The organism is Psychrobacter piscatorii, from assembly GCF_904846415.1.
Classification (GTDB): domain Bacteria; phylum Pseudomonadota; class Gammaproteobacteria; order Pseudomonadales; family Moraxellaceae; genus Psychrobacter; species Psychrobacter piscatorii.
In genome coordinates this window covers 66897-86196 of the sequence record NZ_CAJHAR010000010.1, presented here as the reverse complement: position 1 = coordinate 86196, position 19300 = coordinate 66897, and the positions used below count along the sequence as shown (strand labels likewise).

Annotated in this window: 15 protein-coding genes; 12 read left to right on the top strand and 3 right to left on the bottom strand. The window is 43.5% G+C overall.

Going from position 1 to position 19300, the window contains the following annotated elements:
* Positions 1–94: 94 nt before the first annotated feature.
* On the bottom strand, positions 95–2884 hold the full coding sequence (locus JMX83_RS06520) for a heavy metal translocating P-type ATPase (RefSeq protein WP_201599818.1): 2790 nt from the start codon (positions 2882–2884) through the stop codon (positions 95–97).
* A gap of 369 nt (positions 2885–3253) precedes the next feature.
* On the opposite strand from JMX83_RS06520, the gene mrcB reads away from it, so the two are divergent.
* The 6 genes from mrcB to purH all read left to right on the top strand — a co-directional run bounded on the left by mrcB (position 3254) and on the right by purH (position 11277).
* On the top strand, positions 3254–5758 hold the full coding sequence (mrcB, locus tag JMX83_RS06515) for a penicillin-binding protein 1B (RefSeq protein ID WP_406947621.1): 2505 nt from the start codon (positions 3254–3256) through the stop codon (positions 5756–5758).
* A gap of 46 nt (positions 5759–5804) precedes the next feature.
* Positions 5805–6617, top strand: coding sequence for a tetratricopeptide repeat protein (locus JMX83_RS06510; protein ID WP_201599816.1), 813 nt, complete (start codon positions 5805–5807; stop codon positions 6615–6617).
* Between the two features lie 70 nt (positions 6618–6687).
* Positions 6688–7614 (top strand): 50S ribosomal protein L11 methyltransferase, encoded by a 927-nt coding sequence (prmA, locus tag JMX83_RS06505; protein WP_201599813.1) that lies wholly within the window; start codon positions 6688–6690, stop codon positions 7612–7614.
* A gap of 159 nt (positions 7615–7773) precedes the next feature.
* Positions 7774–9036, top strand: coding sequence for a DUF3426 domain-containing protein (locus JMX83_RS06500; protein ID WP_201599810.1), 1263 nt, complete (start codon positions 7774–7776; stop codon positions 9034–9036).
* A gap of 148 nt (positions 9037–9184) precedes the next feature.
* Positions 9185–9547 (top strand): DNA-binding transcriptional regulator Fis, encoded by a 363-nt coding sequence (fis, locus tag JMX83_RS15355; RefSeq protein WP_201599807.1) that lies wholly within the window; start codon positions 9185–9187, stop codon positions 9545–9547.
* Positions 9548–9696: 149 nt separating this feature from the next.
* Positions 9697–11277 (top strand): bifunctional phosphoribosylaminoimidazolecarboxamide formyltransferase/IMP cyclohydrolase, encoded by a 1581-nt coding sequence (purH, locus tag JMX83_RS06490; RefSeq protein WP_201599804.1) that lies wholly within the window; start codon positions 9697–9699, stop codon positions 11275–11277.
* Positions 11278–11437: 160 nt separating this feature from the next.
* Here the strand turns inward: purH and JMX83_RS06485 are convergent, their stop codons facing one another.
* Together JMX83_RS06485 and JMX83_RS06480 are read right to left on the bottom strand one after the other, a co-directional pair.
* Positions 11438–13312 carry a SurA N-terminal domain-containing protein gene (locus JMX83_RS06485; RefSeq protein WP_201599802.1) on the bottom strand — a complete coding sequence of 625 codons (1875 nt, stop codon included), beginning with the start codon at positions 13310–13312 and terminating at the stop codon, positions 11438–11440.
* Between the two features lie 337 nt (positions 13313–13649).
* The gene (locus tag JMX83_RS06480; RefSeq protein WP_161808411.1) at positions 13650–13970 is read right to left on the bottom strand and encodes an HU family DNA-binding protein; all 321 of its coding nucleotides are present in this window, start codon (positions 13968–13970) and stop codon (positions 13650–13652) included.
* Positions 13971–14426: 456 nt separating this feature from the next.
* Between JMX83_RS06480 and JMX83_RS06475 the strand changes: the two genes are divergently transcribed.
* From JMX83_RS06475 to hscB, 6 genes are all read left to right on the top strand, one after another.
* A complete protein-coding gene (locus JMX83_RS06475; protein ID WP_201599800.1) occupies positions 14427–15071 on the top strand; it encodes a hypothetical protein in 645 nt (214 codons plus the stop codon).
* A gap of 484 nt (positions 15072–15555) precedes the next feature.
* A complete protein-coding gene (locus tag JMX83_RS06470; RefSeq protein ID WP_058024181.1) occupies positions 15556–16065 on the top strand; it encodes an Rrf2 family transcriptional regulator in 510 nt (169 codons plus the stop codon).
* On the top strand, positions 16062–17288 hold the full coding sequence (locus JMX83_RS06465; protein WP_201599798.1) for an IscS subfamily cysteine desulfurase: 1227 nt from the start codon (positions 16062–16064) through the stop codon (positions 17286–17288). Before JMX83_RS06470 ends, JMX83_RS06465 begins: the two co-directional genes overlap by 4 nt.
* A 168-nt stretch (positions 17289–17456) precedes the next feature.
* On the top strand, positions 17457–17867 hold the full coding sequence (iscU, locus tag JMX83_RS06460) for a Fe-S cluster assembly scaffold IscU (protein WP_058024183.1): 411 nt from the start codon (positions 17457–17459) through the stop codon (positions 17865–17867).
* A gap of 223 nt (positions 17868–18090) precedes the next feature.
* Positions 18091–18411 (top strand): iron-sulfur cluster assembly protein IscA, encoded by a 321-nt coding sequence (gene iscA / locus JMX83_RS06455; RefSeq protein ID WP_058024184.1) that lies wholly within the window; start codon positions 18091–18093, stop codon positions 18409–18411.
* A gap of 138 nt (positions 18412–18549) precedes the next feature.
* Entirely contained in the window at positions 18550–19131 is a 582-nt protein-coding gene (gene hscB, locus JMX83_RS06450) for a Fe-S protein assembly co-chaperone HscB (RefSeq protein ID WP_201599796.1), read from the top strand.
* Positions 19132–19300: the final 169 nt, after the last annotated feature.

Below are 19300 nucleotides of genomic sequence, written 5' to 3'. Positions count from 1 at the left end.
AACTGTCTAATAGAAATTTTGTACAGAAAAAACCGCCTGAGCTATTCATAGTTGCAGGCGGTTTTTTGTGGGCAGGTTTTATAGTTCTTCTTAACTAAGCACGTTTTAGGCGTAGCGCATTTAACACGACAAACAATGAGCTAAGTGACATCCCAATCGCAGCAAGCCATGGTGGTACGTAACCTAAAGCCGCTGGTATCAGAACAATACTGTTGTAAGCGAGCGCCCAGCGGAAGTTTTGTTTGATAATACGCTCTGTTTTATCAGAAATACGTTTGGCAGCTGTGATGGCCTCTATTTGACCATTTAGGATAATACTGTCGCTAGATACTTGTGCCAAATCGGCCGCGCCAGCAATCGAGGTGGACACATCTGCTGCCGCCAGTACGGGCGCGTCATTGATGCCATCACCCACCATGAGCACAACCGCGCCTTTAGATTGCAGCTGCTGGATATGATTGACCTTATCGGTCGGTGACAAACCATTATAAGCGGCCTGCATCCCTAGGCTCTCAGCCATTACCAGTGCTTGCGGACTCGGGTCACCAGTCAACATCACAGACTCGATACCCAGCCCTTTTAGCGTATCCAGCATGGATTTTGCACTATCACGTACCTTATCGTTAAAATAAAAGCATGCGAGCGCCTGCCATTCATTTGTATCTGCTTTTTGGCAAGATAAAACGACCGCTGAGCTCGCGCGCTGGGTTAGCAAATCGATGGTTAAACCATTGTTTTTATCCATACTACTTACATCAGTGCCTAGTGCGAAATTCTTATGACCGATACGATATATCACACCATCAATCATCGCTTCCACCCCGCCTGCTGGATAATGCTGCATGGCACTCGTCGGTGGTAGATGTAACTGATAGGCAGCGGTAAGCAGCGCGTGTGCAATGGGATGACGACTCCCTACTTCTAAGGAAGCTGCGATTGCCAATAGCGTGTCTTTTTGTGCTGTTGATGGTGAGTTAACAGAATCAGTCTGGTTTACTGGCTCGATTATCTCAATATTTAATAGGTTTGGCTTCCCATAGGTGAGCGTACCTGTTTTATCAAAAGCAACATGAGTGATTTCAGCCAATGTTTGCAACGTATGCCCGCGCGTCGTCAAAAAACCATAGCTGGCTAGACGATTGGTCGAGACGGTCAAGGCAATTGGCGTCGCCAATGACAAGGCGCAAGGACAAGTAGCGACCAATACGGCGACTGTTGCCCAAATAGCTTGACTTGGATCAACGATATACCAGCCGACAAATACCAAGACGGATAAAACCAAAATGCGCGCCACAAACCAACGTGCCAGCTTATCTGCTTGCTGCGCCAGTTTGGGTTTTTCACTCATGGCGCGGTTCATCAGTCTATCAATCAGCCCTATTTGACTGTCTTTTGGTAGCGCTGTCACCAACATCTCAAACGGCTGGCTGTCGTTTTGTGCACCGCCAACAATATAATCGCCTTGGGACTTAATGATTAAATCACCTTCGCCCGTCAGTAGGCTTTGCGAGACTGTTGCAGTTGGACTTAACAAGATACCGTCACTGATAATCTCCGAGCCCGCTTCAACCAAAATAATGTCACCCACTTGCAAACTATGAGCTGTCACCATCTGCTTTGATACCACATCACCTTCTAACTGTGCTGTCACATTCTGTTGATTACGTGACTGCTGCCAATCTTGAGCAATACGTGATGTGAGCTGATAAATATTGGCATCAATACCCTTCATAAACTTAGGCATAATTTCTGCCGTCGCACCTGATACCTTTTTCGCCTCATCTTCGATGGCTTCACTTTGTTGAGACTCATTGTCTATGATCTGCTGCAAAATACGCTCTGCTGCTGATTTGTCTTCAGCCACTTTTTGTACCAATACTGGCTCTACTACGACCAGATCATTGGCCATGGTCGCAGCTTTTAGACGGGCATTATGCTCGATATAGCGTCCTGCCAGCAAAAAGAAAATAAACATGCTAACCGAATCGTAGTATGTTTCTCCTTGTCCAGTGATGGTGGCGTATAGACTGGCAAAGAAGGTAATAATCAAGGCAAGGCTAACAGGCACATCCATATTGACCTGGCGTGCACGAATCGCTGACCAGGCTGAGGTAAAGAAAGGAATACCAGCATAGAAGAAAACAGGCGTGCTCACAAACAAAGAAACCCAACGCAAAAAGTCGCGCTGAAATATTAACATGTCGCTATACTCACCAAAATAAAGCGCAACGGCATACATCATCGCTTGCATCGAACCTAGTGCAGCGATGCCGAGACGCAATAGCATTTGATTATTATGACGTGCCAGCATGGCTTCATGAGTATCTTGGCGATAAGGCTTGGCTTCGTAGCCGATTTCGTTGATGACCGCTAAAATGCGACTGATGGGTAATTTGTTTTCATCCCAAATGACCCGCATACGTTGGTTGGTCAAATTTACCTGACACTTACTAATACCCTCTAGCTCATCAAGACGCGACTCAATCAGCCAAGTACAGGCCGCACAGCGTAAATTATTAACAGACAGCTCCGCCACCGACATACCATCTTGCGCGTAAACGAACTGTGACTTTATCTCGTCATGATCGTAGACCTCGAGACGCGTCAGCTGGGTCGGTAAGCTTGCTGTACGGTTAATCTCCGAACGGTCAAGATAATACTGCTCAAGCCCAGCCTCTACAATGCTTTGAGCCGCCAATTGACAGCCCATACAACACATCTCACGCGACTTGCCTAATATCTCAGTATGAAACGGCGGCTGAGGCACTGGATCACCGCAATGGAAGCAGTGATCAGCAAGGGGTAGCACTAAGCCGTCAGTAATAGAGTTGTCTTCATAAGAATGATTGGTAGCAGATGATACTGATGATGGAATACTAGACATAATCGGACGTACTTCCTTTGGATAGGCTTGTTTAAAGGGTTCTCACTCTAAGCAAGGTTTCTATCATTGACTGTACTTAAGGTCTTTCAAAATAGTTAACAGCAACGGCGGATTCATACAAAATACATCGTGACAGTTATCATAGATTGTTATCTTATATGGCGTTTATTAACCCAATTGAAAGATGTTGATACTTGATTATAAGTATCAGTATTTTAATAGAGATTATACTACAAGCAGTCACCCTAGGCAGTACCATTGCTTATGGTCTAATACCAATGAATGCCCTCGTTAACGATGATAGATTGAAAAATTTGTCAATTTGCGTCATTATGAGGCAGTTTTTTATCCAAAAATGGTGCGACATCCGTGCAAAAATCCAATTTTAAGTTACCAAGTACCAAGCTATCACCATCATCTAAACCTGCTATGAATGCCTTACCTTCACAGCAGCGCGGCTTGGTATTTAGTAGTCTTCTCTTAATTATCATCATCGCTGGCATGGTGCTATTTGCACTGTATTTGGTCAAGCTTGATCGCACCATTACTCATAAGTTCGAAGGCAAGCGCTGGGATATTCCAGCTAAAGTATACTCACAGCCGCTTGAGCTATATCAGGGTGCCAATATCGATAGAGATACGATGAAAACGTGGCTAGAGTTGCTTAATTACCAGAGCAACAAGTCTTATGATCGTACTGGCACTTATCATAGATCGGGTAATACTTATTTTATCCATACACGCGGCTTTACCTATAGCTCGAGCGATATAGATGCTGAGCAAGTCATCAAAATGACCATTGCTGGCAATAAAGTTGACTCTATTCAAAGCACCTTACCTGCCAAAAGCGGCATCATTCGTCTAGAGCCAGTGAGTATCGGTGGTATCTATCCAGATAGTAACGAAGATCGAATGGTTGTCTCTTTAGATGACGTGCCTCAGCCACTAATTGATGCCTTGATTGCCACCGAAGATCGCGCGTTTTATGAGCATAAAGGCGTCTCGATACGCGGTATCGCTCGTGCCGTTTTCAATAACTTCTCTGGTGGCGCTAGACAAGGTGGCTCGACCATCACCCAGCAGCTGATCAAAAACTTTTATCTCAACTCTGATCGCACCCTCAAACGCAAAGCCAATGAGGCGTTGATGGCGGTACTGCTTGAGCTGCATTATAGTAAGGATGAAATTTTACAGACCTATCTGAACGAAATTTATTTGGGTCAAAACGGCAATCGCTCTATCAATGGTTTTGGTTTGGCATCACAGTTCTATTTTGATAAACCACTTAATGAGCTGCGTATAGATCAGCAAGCCATGTTAGTTGGTATGGCAAAAGGTCCGAGCATTTATAACCCACGTCGTAATCCAAATGATTCAAAAGCTCGTCGTGACGTGGTGCTTGGTAACATGCTCGCAATGGGCACACTAAGCCAAGAGGACTATGACAAAGCTCTAAAACAGCCGCTCGGTATCGTGGACAAGCCTGCTGAGGGCAAGAGCCAGTTCCCTGACTTTTTGGACATCGTCAAACGTGAGCTCAATGATGTCTATTACTCTGATGATCTCAAAAATGAAGGTCTAATCATCATTAGTACCCTAGACCCTATTGCTCAGTTGGCAGCAGATAAGGCGGTTGATAGAAAACTTGGCGAACTACGCCGTAGCGGTAGCAAAACCAAAGATTTACAAGGCGCGCTCGTCAGTGCCAACCCTGAAACTGGCGAATTGGTGTCTGTCGTCGGTAGTGGCAGTGAGTTTACGGGCTTTAACCGCGCTGTCGATGCCAAGCGTCAAGTTGGCTCTCTATTGAAGCCAATCATTTATATGACCGCGCTTGAAAGTGGTCGTTATAACTTAGCAAGCTCGGTGGATGACTCACCTATCACAGTCAATCTGAATGATGGTACCGACTGGAGTCCTAAAAACTATGATAACCGTGATCATGGCTATGTACCACTGACCACAGGACTGTCGCAATCTTATAACCAAGCGGCGGTACGCTTAGGTATGGAATTTGGGGTTGATACTTTTGCCAAGCAACTAAAACGCATGGGCGTTAAAGAAGAAATACCACCCTATCCATCAGCGTTATTAGGGTCTGTCAATCTGAGCCCGATGGACATGTTAGGTATTTACCAAGTCTTTGCGACTGGCGGTTTCCGCACGCCTATTCATAGTATTCGCACGGTTATTGATGATCGCGGTCGTATTTTACAGCGTACCGGACTCAATACTCAGCGCAGTATTCCACCTGAGACCAACTTTTTGACCAACTATGCACTACAGCAGGTGGTGTCAAACGGTACTGCCAGACGTGCTCAATCACTTGGCAGCAATCTGAATCTCGCCGGCAAAACGGGCACGACAAACGACTACCGTGATGCTTGGTTTGCAGGTTACAGTGGTAACTACGTTAGTGTTGTTTGGGTTGGTCGTGATGACAACAAGCCCATTGGCTTGAGTGGTGGTACTGGTGCTCTACCGGTTTGGGTCGATTATATGAAACGTCTCAAACTCACTCCGGTGGCGTTACCAGAGCCAGAAGGTATCGAATGGTTGTGGCTCGAGAACAACTCAGGCAAGCTGTCTAATGAACGTTGTGCCAATGCTCGCTACTTACCTGTCATGTCAGCACATTTACCAGAGGAAGCCAGTAGCTGCGCGCTTAACTTATATCAACAAGACCGTGCTCGCGAGCAATCGCAATTCCAAAATCAGCAGAGTGCAATCAATGAGCAACGTCGTCGCGAAGGTTTAGATATCCCAAATGGTGAAGCGGTTGATGCTGGTGATTCAGAAGACAGTAATGGACAAAATAATGAAAGTCAAAACCGCGCTGATACGTGGTATGACCGTGCTATTGAATGGTTTTAACATTGTTTTTAATATGTAGCGTCTGATATTTAAAAAAGGTCTCAACATGGTCTCATTTCTACAGCAATCTGCCTCTGTGACACAAACAATGTCTTGGTGGCAGAAAAAATTTGCGTCAGTGAATACTCTAGTTGTAGGCGGCATCGTTTGCAGCATGCTAAGCCTCAGCGCATGCCAGACTGCGCCAGATAGCTCAGCTGCAATGAAAACAACACCTATTCAAACAATCCCATCATCACAGCCGCCAGTGACATCGACCACCACTGTGACTCAGGCACCCATCGTTGAAGCAGATGATGAGAACGAATACCTAATTGAGCCTTATACTCCACCCGAGCAGTCCGAGTCGCCGAATCCATTGACACAAGAAGCGCCTGTATTTGAGCCACCTACTCCAGTGGCGACAGAGCCTGATCTGGGCATTGCCATACCATCGCGCAATGACTATATCATCTCTGAGCCCTCAGTACCGTCACACAATGATCTACTAGAGCAGGCCAGAAAAAACTCACAGCAACGCTCTCAACAATCAGCAAGTAATAACAGTAACTTGCCTGCATTTCGTAACTTGATGCAGGTGGGCGTTAATCAGCTGAAATCAGGACAATTAACGAATGCTGAAAACAGCTTTACCCGTGCACAGCGCTTGGCACCCAAATCGTCAGCCGTGTATTTTTATCTGGCGCAGGTGGCATTGAAAAAGAACCAACCTCGTAAGGCAGAAGCGATGGCACGTCGTGGCCTTAGCGTTTCTCAAGATGCCAGTCGCAGACGAGCGCTGTGGCAAATCATTTTACAATCAGGGCAAGCTCAAGGTAACTCACGCGTCGTTAGTGAAGCAAGACGAGCTTTACGCTAATAATCGCTCATTACAGTTATCATTTATCCAAAACATACATTTACTTTTATTTTAGCTTAGGGTTATCGTTATGGCATGGCAACAACTGCATTTACAATGTGAAAAATCAAACGTCGATTTGGCTGAAGCGCTTTTGTTAGAAGCTGGCGCACTATCTATTGCCTTAGATGATGCAGGTGATCAGCCTTTGTTTGAACCACTTCCCGGTGAGTCACCATTATGGGATGAAGTCATACTGACAGGACTATTTGATGCCACCACCGATGATGGTAGCCGTCAGGCTGTTGAGCAGCTCAGTCATGAAATCGCCGCACAGGTACAGGCTACTCGTATTTGGTTAACGGCTGTTGATGACAAGGATTGGGAGCGTGAATGGATGAGTAACTACCATCCTATCGAATGCGCTAATGACTTGTGGATTGTGCCAGACTGGCTCACGCCGCCCAATCCAGAGGCGACCAATATCATTATGGATCCAGGCTTAGCCTTCGGTACTGGATATCATGCCACGACTCGTCTTTGTCTTGACTGGTTAACAGAGCAAGATCTGACAGATAAAGTGGTCATCGACTATGGCTGCGGCTCAGGTATTTTGGGTATCGCCGCTCTATTATTGGGTGCACGCCAAGTGTATGCAGTCGATATCGATCCACAAGCTGTACTCGCAACCAATCAAAATGCAGTGCGTAATCATGTCGGTGATCGTCTACAAGCGTTCTTACCAGAAGAGTTCACAAATTACTGCTCACAAAACGATGTTTTGCCTGTAGAAGTGATTGTCGCCAATATTTTGGCCAAACCCTTAATTGGCTTAGCACCTTACTTTTCGACATTGATTGCATCGAAAGGTCGCATCGTATTGGCAGGTTTAATCGAGTCACAGACTGAACAAGTCATGGAAGCTTATCAACCCTATTTTGCACTCGATCCAAAGCATGCCTTTACCGCACAAGAAGACCAGCATTGGCAGCGCTTGTCTGGTACATTTACTAGCTAGCAACATTTAATTACATCTGTTACGATAGAGGGCAGTCAAACGTTACATGTTTGACGCCACTCTGTCGTTGCTCATGATTTATAGAATTTCAAAAAGCATGGTAGCTGTTGGTGAGTGGCTAAGCGGTATAGATAACCATACTTTTTTGGATTCGACCCTATGACCACCCCAATAAAAACTCAATGTCCTCATTGCCAAGCTTGCTTTAAAGTGCAACAGAATCAACTAAATAAAGCCAACGCTACTATTAACTGTACTCAGTGCCAAAAAAGTTTTTCGGTCAATCAACACCTTATCGTAACCCCTGATACCTCCAACAGCTCCTCCACTCAACATCAACATACTGCTACAGCATATCAAAATGCTCAATCCAAGCTGAGTAATCAACTTGAGAGCTCTGTCAATAATCGTAATCAATCATCTAATATATCAAATACTGCGAAATCCTCACTCAATAAGAAACGTTCATCTGATATGTTGATTCATGACGACTTGATCTATGATGATATGGATATCGATGAGCCAGAAGACAGCATTGTAGAATACGACTCACTAGACAGCATGGATGCTTGGTTGACGCAAGTGAGCGATACCAACTCTGCCACGACAACTGACAACTCGACAATCACATTTTCCAAAACCAATAATAAAAGCCAAGAGCAATTTGTAGCAACCCCTACCGATCGTATTGCAACAGAACATTCCTCAATGACTCAAGAAGTACTGAGCTCAACTGCCGCCAATGACATTCATGCTAGTATCAATGACAAAGCTGATAACTCATGGCTAGAAGCACTTCTTGAGGAACAGAATAAACGCGAAGCCAAATCAGCAGATAGTACAGATTTATCACAACTACTGATAGATATGGGTGTGCCTCTTAGAGATGAAGAAAATTCTGTTACAGAACGTGCAAACAACGTACATGCACAGTTTGCACCAACATCCACAACACATTCAATTGCATCTATTCTCTGGATACTGGGATGCTTAGTATTAGCACTATTACTTGCTGCGCAGTATGTTATGTTTAACCTAGAGACATTAGTCAAAAACCCTGCCAATGCGCAGCGCCTCCAAACGGTATGCTCTATTGCGGCGTGTAGCTTGCCAAGCGCTGATCTGACAGCTTTGACTATCGCCAATCCAAGTCATCGATCAAGTCAAATTAAAACAACAGGTGCGTTTAGCGATATCAGTGCGACCTTGAACAATCAAAGCACAAAAGCACAGCTCTATCCAAATATAAAAGTCAGTGTTTATGGGACAGACAACCTCATTGGAGAGTTTATAGCAGCGCCTAACAACTATTTATTGGGTAAGCCAAGCCAGCTAGCTGCTAGTAATAACAGACAACTACTATTTACCATACCCGTTGACAATGCACAAATTCGCGAAATTACGATGATACCACTTTATTGAATACTGTTTTTAGCAATAGAATAAGCCTGACATATCGCTGACTTTAAGATTGCCGTCAATCTGTCAGCGCTAGACGATATTAATTTGATATACTATTATTCTGACATCTTATGGTTTGACTCTTTTTTCATTTCAAGGATATTATCTTATGGCACCTCATGCACAGCATCATGCCCATCATTTTGCTAAGAGCTCTGAGCATCCTGCCGACTATAATAAAGAAGATCATCACCATGTCGCTCACGATGTTGAGTTCCCGTTAGAAAGTGCTGCGAATAGCACACAGCAGCCTTTGCGTGTACATGTTGAACGCGTCGTTCGCCAGTATTTTGCTATGCTAGGTGATGAGATGCCTACCGACTTGTACGAGCTTATCTTAAAGCAAGTCGAAGAGCCTCTATTGTCAGTAGTTCTAGAGAAAACTCGAGGCAATCAGACCAAGTGTGCACAAATATTAGGCCTCAATCGTGGCACTTTACGCAAAAAACTCAAAACTTACGACTTAATGTAGCACTGCTATATGAGCTCACCCATTATTACTAATCATCATGCATGGCAATTGAATGTGCATGGCTTTATCTATCACGATATAGTCTACCGTTATTGCCATCATCACCTTGCCAGACGTTTACGTCAGGCTTTTTTTATGGAAGATTTTTTATGAGTACAACCCCACTTGCCCTACTCTCGGTCTCTGATAAATCCAATATCGTTGAGTTTGCTCAAGGCCTTATCAAAGCAGGTTTTGGCTTACTCTCTACTGGCGGTACTTATCGATTACTTACAGAAAATAATGTCGCTGTGACGGAAGTGTCTGACTATACGGGCTTTCCTGAGATGATGGATGGCCGTGTTAAAACTCTGCACCCTAAAATTCACGGTGGTATCTTGGGACGTCGTGGTACAGACGATGCTGTCATGAATGAGCACGCAATCGAGCGTATTGACTTGGTTGTGGTAAATTTATATCCATTTGCTGAGACGATTGCGCGTGCTGACGTGACGATGAACGATGCTATCGAAAATATCGATATCGGTGGCCCTACCATGGTACGCTCAGCAGCAAAGAACCATGCCCATGTCGGCATCGTGACCGATCCTGCTGATTATAACCGTGTACTGACTGCTTTAGATGGTGGTACTGAACTGACAACAGCTCTACGCTATGATTTAGCGGTTAAAGCCTTTGAGCATACTGCGCAGTACGATGGTATGATTGCCAACTTCTTAGGCAGCCGTGTCAATGAGACGCAAGAGCCAGAAAACTTCCCACGTACATTTAATGTACAGCTAGAAAAAGCGCAAGATCTTCGCTATGGCGAAAACCCACATCAAAACGCTGCTTTCTACACTGAAAACCAGCCTTTAAAGAGCCAGCAAGCTTCTATTGCTACGGCTAAGCAATTACAAGGTAAGGCGCTGTCATATAATAATATCGCCGATACTGACGCAGCCCTTGAGTGTGTTAAAGCCTTTAGTGCACCAGCTTGTGTGATCGTTAAGCATGCCAATCCTTGCGGTGTCGCGGTTGATAATGACCAAGTAGCTGCTTATCGCACTGCTTTTAGCACTGATCCTGAGTCATCTTTTGGCGGTATCATTGCATTCAACCGTCCACTGACGCTTGCTGCTGCAAAAGCTATTATCGATAATCAATTTGTAGAAGTTATCATTGCGCCTAGCATTGAAGACGGTGTGCTTGAAGCGACTGCTACTAAGAAAAACGTACGCGTATTGGTATGTGGTGAACTACCAGCTCCAGACAAACGTGATAGTCAGCTTGACTACAAACGCGTCAATGGTGGCCTACTCGTACAAGAGCAAGACCTTGGTTTGATTACGGCAAACGATCTAAAAATCGTCACTGACGTACAACCAACTGAAGCGCAAGTGGCAGATCTACTGTTCAGCTGGAATGTGGCAAAATATGTCAAATCGAATGCCATTGTTTACGCGAAAGGTCAGCGTACTATCGGCGTTGGCGCGGGTCAAATGAGCCGTGTTAACTCAGCGCGTATCGCTGCTATCAAAGCAGAGCATGCTGGACTGGCCACTGAAGGTGCCGTTATGGCCTCAGATGCCTTCTTCCCATTCCGTGACGGCATCGATAATGCTGCTGAAGTGGGTATCTCTGCTATCATTCAGCCAGGTGGATCTATGCGTGATGATGAGACCATTGCAGCCGCTAATGAGCACGGTATTGCGATGGTATTTACTGGCATGCGTCATTTCCGCCACTAAATGCTCCTATAGCATGTTGCAAACTGGCATGAATAGCACTACTTATACTTAACACTGTTATTCATTTCTAGTTTATCTGATGAACAACATAAAAAAGCCACTGTATCGCTACAGTGGCTTTTTTACGTTTAACAATTAAGAGTAACCATACAACGAACGCTTAGCGCCCTTGTGCATTTGCCATGTTGGCTTCGTTAATCTCAACCTGATAGACCATACGTAGATAATCTAAGTAGTCTTGCAGCTGGTCTTGACCTAAGTTATCACGAATGATGCTGGCCGTTTGCGCTCTTTGCATATCAGATAGTGGTGACTGCTGCTCAGTCTTGATGCGATCACCAACCAATAGCGTTGCACCTGCTTCAGTCTCACTAGCGAGCGCAACTACGCTATCATTGGCAGCTTGCTTGCTAAAGGCCAATCCACGCTCTTTATCAGTCAGCAACGTTGTTTGACGATTGATCTCACCCAAAGATTGCAAGCTTACCGACTGCTTAGCAATATCAGCTGGCGTTTTGATACCAGCAGCGACAGCTTTCGCTTCTTTTAGCGCCAAGGCTGTGGCTTTTTGCTGACGCAATATCTGAGTGATTCTTGGCGTTGCACTAGATAAGCTCAGTGTGGTCGTAGGACGATAGTTGCTTGGTTGTACCCATACCGTACCGTTACCAACTTCTATACCTGCCGTTACGGCCTGATCTTGAATCGTAAATTCGTCAAAGGCCTGTTTGATCACTGCTGGTTGCGATAATACTGATTTGTTGTTTTCTTTACGATAATCTTTGATACGTTTTAACGTGACATTCTCTTGCTGCGCAATATCTTCGATACTAAAGCCATCTGCTGCCAAATCATTAATCGAGGTTACTTTATCCGCGTAGACTTCTTGACGCTTGTACTCTTTTGCCTTAGCAGTCAGCTCTGCACGCATACTATCGAGACTTGGAATCTTTTTGCCATTATCTTCGGTGACTGTGAATATTTGATAGCCAAAGCTGGTCTTGATAGGGGCTGTCACATCTCCAACGCTCAAGCCTTCTAGTGCTTTTTCAACGGCATCGGCGTCACCACCAAATACTGACGGATTAAAGCGTCCAATATCACCGCCTGTTTCTCCTGAAGGATCATCCGATTCTGCTTTGGCCACAGCAGCAAAAGACTCGCCTTTAGCCAAGCGAGCTTTAACTTTATCTGCTCTTGCCTTAGCATCATCACCTGTTAACAGAATTTGACTCACTCTGCGCTCATCATCAGCAGCCAGACCTTGCTTATACGCTTCGTACTGCTGCTGCAACTCTTCTGTTGTCACATCATCGACTTTGATGGTCTGCGGGCTAAGCTGAAGATAAGCCAAGTTAACCATTGCCGCGCTTTTTAAGGTGTCTTTATTGGCATCATAATATGCTTGAATGTCATTTTTGCTCAGTTTGACCTGATCAGCATAGTCCTGCCAATCAAAACGATGTACCCAGACGTTGCGTGATTCCAGTTGCAAGTCGATCAATTGGCTAACTGCCTGCATTGGATAGACGGCTGTACCAACGATACTAGCATTCAACTGATCCAAGCTTAACTGATTACGAAACTCTGCAAACAGCTGGTTTTTAGTCATGCCACGCTGACGCAAAAAGTTTGCAAACTGATCGTTAGAAAAGTTCCCATCAGCATCTTTGAATATGTCTTCTTCACGCAGCAAACGATTGATCGTGTCATCAGAGACTGTCATGCCAAGCTTACCTGCTTGCTGCTCTAGCAATGTACGATCAATCAGACCTTTTAGTACCTGCTCGTGCAGTACGTCTTCATTCAATAAACTGGCATCATCAACTTGCTCTAGTATTTCGCTACGACGGTTATTGACGGCAGTCTGATACTCGGACAACCCTACGCTTGCCTCACCCACCTGAGCGATTTGGTTGGGATCAACGCCACCGCCAAAATAGCTTTCGACACCCAATAGAGCCAGTGGCGATAGGCATAAAATCAATAAAATGCGACCTGGCCAGCTTTTTAAGAAATCGCGCAATTTATCCATAGTTATCTCTGCTTTATTAACCTATATTGATGAAAAACCATTGTAATACTGTTAGGAGCTGTTGAGTGCGACCTGCTAATATCAATGCTATTTAAGCCGGCAATGGTAAGAGGAAGAAAGTGTACATTTTATTAGGGGAAACAAGGTTCAGTGACAATACCTTATTTAAACAACGCATCTATCGCGCGCCCTATGATACGTGATTTTTCGTATATACTCAAAATATTCACGTTGTATGAGATAAACTATAGCGACAAAAAAAGCACCTAATATTTAGGTGCTTTTTCGGTGCTTAGCTTATGACATCAGCCAAAGCGACCATCTACCATGGAGCGGCTTAGTTCAAACGCTCTTTTAGGTTTTTACCAGCTTTGAAGCTTGGTACTTTGCTTGCAGGGATGCTTAGCTCTTCACCAGTCTTAGGGTTACGGCCAGTACGTGCTTTGCGGTCTTTTACGCTAAAAGTACCAAAGCCAACTAGAGAGATGCTATCGCCAGCTTCTAAAGCTTCGCCAACACTTTCCATAACAGCATTCAAAGCATCACCAGCTTGAGTCTTATTTAGACCACTTTTGTCTGCGATGCTATCAATTAATTCTGACTTATTCATAAAATTTCCTTCAAGTTTAAGGGGGTAATAAACGCTCACGCCAAGCATTGTAACGCTCTCGTGGTACTTACGCAATAAAAACTACCTGACTGGCGTATTAACAGGTTTCGCTTTGTTATCGTCTTTATATCAAGGCAGCATAAGGAGTGCAAGCGATTTTACATCTTTTTGTGCCATCAACTACTTATTTGACACCCAATGTTACGCAAAACATCTGCAACCTATATACAGGCAAACTGTCCTCATTCAAACAATGAATCAACTTATTTGTTTACTCTTTAAAACAGTTGTCAGTTGGTGTCTGTGCATTACCAGTCATAAATTTTAATGTCTTTATCAACTGCTAGATTGTACTGTAATAATTTTACCACTGACAGAAACTAGCGTTACTTTTTATTATAAAGGCGTTACTATAAGCAAAATACCACTGCAAATTTCGGGTAAAAATAAACTTAAGTTTATTACATAACTTTGATTTGCTAAATAAAAAAATGGATTATTTACATGAAGCGTTCTACGTTGTCTCACTCTCTTCTTAATATTATTCTGGTGTTCATCGAGTCGGCGCTGACACTATTGTTACGTTTGGATCCTGAACTACGTAAAGCTGCTTATCCACTTGCCAAGCAAGGTACGGTCGTAGCGTTGCGCTTATATTTGCCTCATGTTGAGGTTTTTGCCACCTTTAGTACCAAAGGCGTACTCTTGGATGCCGAGTTGCCTGTTGGTCGTAGCGAACCTGATGTCGTTATCAATGCTTATAGCATTCAAGTGATTAATGCTATCACCACTCACGATAGAGAGACGACCGAAAAATTACAGATGCGCGGTGAATCTGTTCAAGTACAGCTGGTCAAACAATTCATTATGCAGCTTGGTCTCGGCAGCTTAATCCAAGGTCTAATTAGAAAGATAAAAGGTGGCAAAGCCAAAACCAAACCGACCGATGCTGAAATGGCGGAAAAGAAAGACCATTATAAAGAGCGTATCAAAGAACAACAGACCCAAATCAACACATTAACCATCAAGAACCGCGAACTTGAAACCACAGTTAAAGAGCTACAGAGTAAGCAAAAGACCTTTATGATTGTCACTATGGTGGCGCTGATTGTTATGATTGGCTCAGTCATCGCACTGTTGATGAGCTGATTTTAATCGAACTTAGCTTTTATCAATTGATTTTTACCAAACTATGATTTCAGATATAAATGAGCGTACAGTGCCTATTGAAGGTAATGGACGCTCATTTTTTCTCTAGATTGTTACATTCTGGCTTGTTCGATATTGCTACAACTTACGTTCAAATCATAAATTAGCCAATATCGAAGTGTTAAAAATAAGATATCTCTCCCCGCTCATACATACATCCCGAACACCATTGTTTTTATCAATCATAGCGATAAGCTCGATTAACCATTTAACCACACTTTAATCTTGACTAAATTACTCAGGATTAAGTATAATTGACCTAATCGTTGCACACATCGGGTTAACCATCTGTTGTTTAATAACGATAAGACACAACTTGAACGGATATGATTGACAGCTTTTATATTGATCTATTATTGACTGCATCTATCCCTTTCCAAGAACGTTATTAAATAAAAATGACATAAAAGTTTGGAGATAACACATGCGTTTAACTACTCGAGGCAGATATGCCGTTACTGCTTTACTAGACTTGGCATTACAGACCAGTCAACAAGAGAGCGCAGTATCTCTATCTGATATCGCTAAACGGCAGTCAATTTCTATCTCCTACCTCGAACAGTTATTCTCCAAGCTACGCAAACGTGGCCTTGTGACCAGTATTCGCGGTGCAGCTGGTGGTTATAACCTAGCCAAGCCATTGAACGAGATAGATGTGATGAGCATCATATCTGCTGTCGATGAATCCGTTAATGCGATGCAGTGTGAAGGACGCGGTGACTGTCAAGGTGGTACAATGTGCCTGACCCATGACCTATGGTGTGCACTATCAAATCATATTGAACAGTACTTGAAAAATATAACATTAGCGCAATTATTAGATATGGAAAACGTGCAGTCAGTATCAGAACGTCAGCACAACTCTACAAAAGACATTTCCATAAAAGACATCAATACCATTACTCTATCGAACAGCGAGGCAAACCCAGCATGAGCCAACATAACAACCTTATATACTTAGATTATGCCGCCACCACACCAGTTGCTAAATCAGTAGCTGCTAAGATGAGCGAATATCTGACAGTAGATGGCATCTTTGGTAATCCAGCCTCGCGCTCGCACGGCTACGGCTGGCAAGCAGAAGAAGCCGTAGAAACCGCTCGCGGACAAGTTGCTGAAGTCATCAACGCTGATCCACGCGAAATCGTCTTTACTTCTGGTGCAACTGAATCTGATAACTTAGCCATTAAAGGCGCGGCTCACTTTTATCAGTCTCGTGGTAAGCACATCATCACTAGTAAGATTGAACACAAAGCCGTGCTAGATACGTGCCGTGAACTTGAGCAAGAAGGTTTTGAGATTACGTATCTTGAGCCCCAACCAAGCACAGGTCTTATCTTGCCAGAGCAAGTAAAAGAAGCCCTACGTGATGATACGATTTTGGTATCTCTCATGATGGTTAACAACGAGCTTGGTACGATTACTGATGTTGCAGCGATTGGTGAAATCACTCGCGAAGCGGGCGTAGTTTTCCATGTTGATGGCGCACAGTCTGTTGGTAAAGTAAAAATCAATCTTGAAGAAATGAAGATCGATTTGATGAGCTTCTCAGGTCATAAAGCTTATGGCCCTAAAGGTATCGGCGCATTGTTTGTTCGTCGTAAGCCACGTATTCGCCTAAAAGCAGAGCAACATGGCGGTGGTCATGAGCGCGGTATGCGTTCAGGTACATTACCAACGCATCAAATCGTTGGGCTTGGTGCAGCATTTGCTTTAGCCAATGAAAGCTTTGAAGCAGATCACGCACATGCAGCAAAACTGCGTCAAAAATTGTGGGATGGTCTACAAGATATCGAAGAGATCTACCTAAACGGCGATCTTGAGAACAGCGTACCAAATATTGTGAACATCAGCTTTAACTTTGTCGAAGGTGAGTCATTGATGATGTCTCTGAAAGACTTAGCGGTATCATCAGGGTCAGCCTGTACATCAGCGACACTTGAGCCATCATATGTACTACGTGCTATCGGTCGCCCAGACGAATTGGCGCATAGCTCAATCCGCTTCAGCTTTGGTCGTTATACGACTGAAGAAGACATCGACACTGTTATCAAGCAAATGCATGAAGCTGTTGATAAACTACGTGCCCTATCGCCACTTTGGGATATGTACCAAGAAGGTGTTGATTTGAATTCAGTTGAATGGGCTGAGCACTAAAATCAAGTACAGACAGTAATATAGCTTCAAATATATTTATTAAACGATTGATCAGACAATTATAAATCCAGTTTTTATTAACTAAATGTTTGACCCCAATTATCGATGAGTAGTTAGATATTTAAAGTTAATACGCGATTACTCATCATCTAACTAGGAGAAAACCCCATGGCCTATAGTGACCAAGTTATTGATCATTACGAAAACCCACGCAACGTTGGTAATCTTGACAAAAACGCCAAAAACGTTGGTACCGGTATGGTCGGTGCCCCAGCCTGTGGCGATGTAATGCGTCTACAAATCCAAGTCGACGATAACGGTATTATCGAAGATGCACGCTTTAAAACTTATGGCTGCGGTTCAGCAATTGCTTCAAGCTCGCTCGTTACTGAGTGGCTAAAAGGTAAGAGCTTGGATCAAGCTGGCGAAATCAAAAACAACGATATCGCTAAAGAACTAGCGTTACCACCAGTAAAAGTGCATTGCTCTGTACTTGCAGAAGATGCCATTAAAGCCGCTATTAGCGACTATAAAGGTAAGCATGGCGTAGCAGCAGCGGCAGAAGAAGCTACTATCTAAGCCAAACCTACTAGCGTCTGCGCTGTGTTTTGTTAGCAATGCTAAAGTAGTAATACATCAAATGGCTACTAACGCTAAAAAGGTGACAATGACACTTATGTAATTGTCACCTTTTATTTTCTAAAAACTATTAGCATATTATTTTGGCAAACTCGTAATTTCGCTTGCCAGTTTACATAGTTTATTTATTGATATTTACGATTAATAGTCAATGGGAGTTGGCATGATTGAAATGACAGAACGCGCCGCTCAGCATGTTCGAGACTTTTTGGACAATCGCGGCAAAGGTGAAGGTATTCGAGTTGGTATCCGTACAGCGGGTTGCTCAGGCCTTGCTTATGTTTTAGAGTTTGTAGATATACCTGATGAAAATGACACACGCTATGAAAGCCGCGGCGTTAGCATTTTTATTGATCCTAAAAGCTTGGTCTATTTAGATGGCCTGTTGATGGATTATGAAAAAGAAGGTCTAAACGAAGGCTTCAAGTTCACTAATCCTAACCAAAAAGGTGAATGTGGCTGCGGTGAGTCTTTTACTGTTTAATGGTTCAATTAACTGATTATTCAGTGATCGATGCACCTGTTGTGATGAATCAATACAAAAGATATAAGTGCACTAATATATTTGGTGGAAGAACCAGATTAAGACTTTAAAAACAAATAAAAAAGCAAGGCGTAAGATATGACAGACACGATTCCAGAAACACAATTTGATAACTTCTTTGCCCTATTTGAGCAACCTATACAATTTGAAGTCAATCAAGACAGTCTCGATCAGCATCTACGTCTGCTACAAAAACGCTATCACCCTGATAATGTTGCAAAGAGTCTAGCAGATACCAAGCAAGCAAAGCAGCAATCGGAGCAGTATTCTGCCATCATCAATCAAGCATATCAAACATTGAGTGCACCTGATAGCCGTGCTGGCTACCTACTAGGTATGGCCGATCAAGCACAAAATCTAGAGCACTCCATCGCAGACTTGGATTTTTTAGAAGATGCGATGGAAATGCGTATGGATTTAGATGACGCTATTGTAGGCAAGGACCTTTCAGCCTTGCAGCAGCTACATCCTCAAATTACAGAGCGCTTGGCAAACCAGTCTCAGCGCTTTGAAACTGCTTATCAAGAGCAAGATTGGCAAACGGCGATTGATGCGACACAGAAATTGAAGTTTTTGGTCAAATTGAATGCTGATGTTACAACTGGTCTTGATGAAGTCGCCACTGCTGCACATTCAGATGACGATGACCTGTACGTCTAGATAGCTGTGCATGATGTATGTTATTTGAAAGCTATATTCTAAATATTTGGTTAAATTAGTATCAACTATACCGTATAATCTCTGACTTTGAGCATGCTTAACTGCCAAATTCCTCTATATTTAGAATAAAGAGATAGCGGTTAAGCAGTCATACTGAACATGCCATATT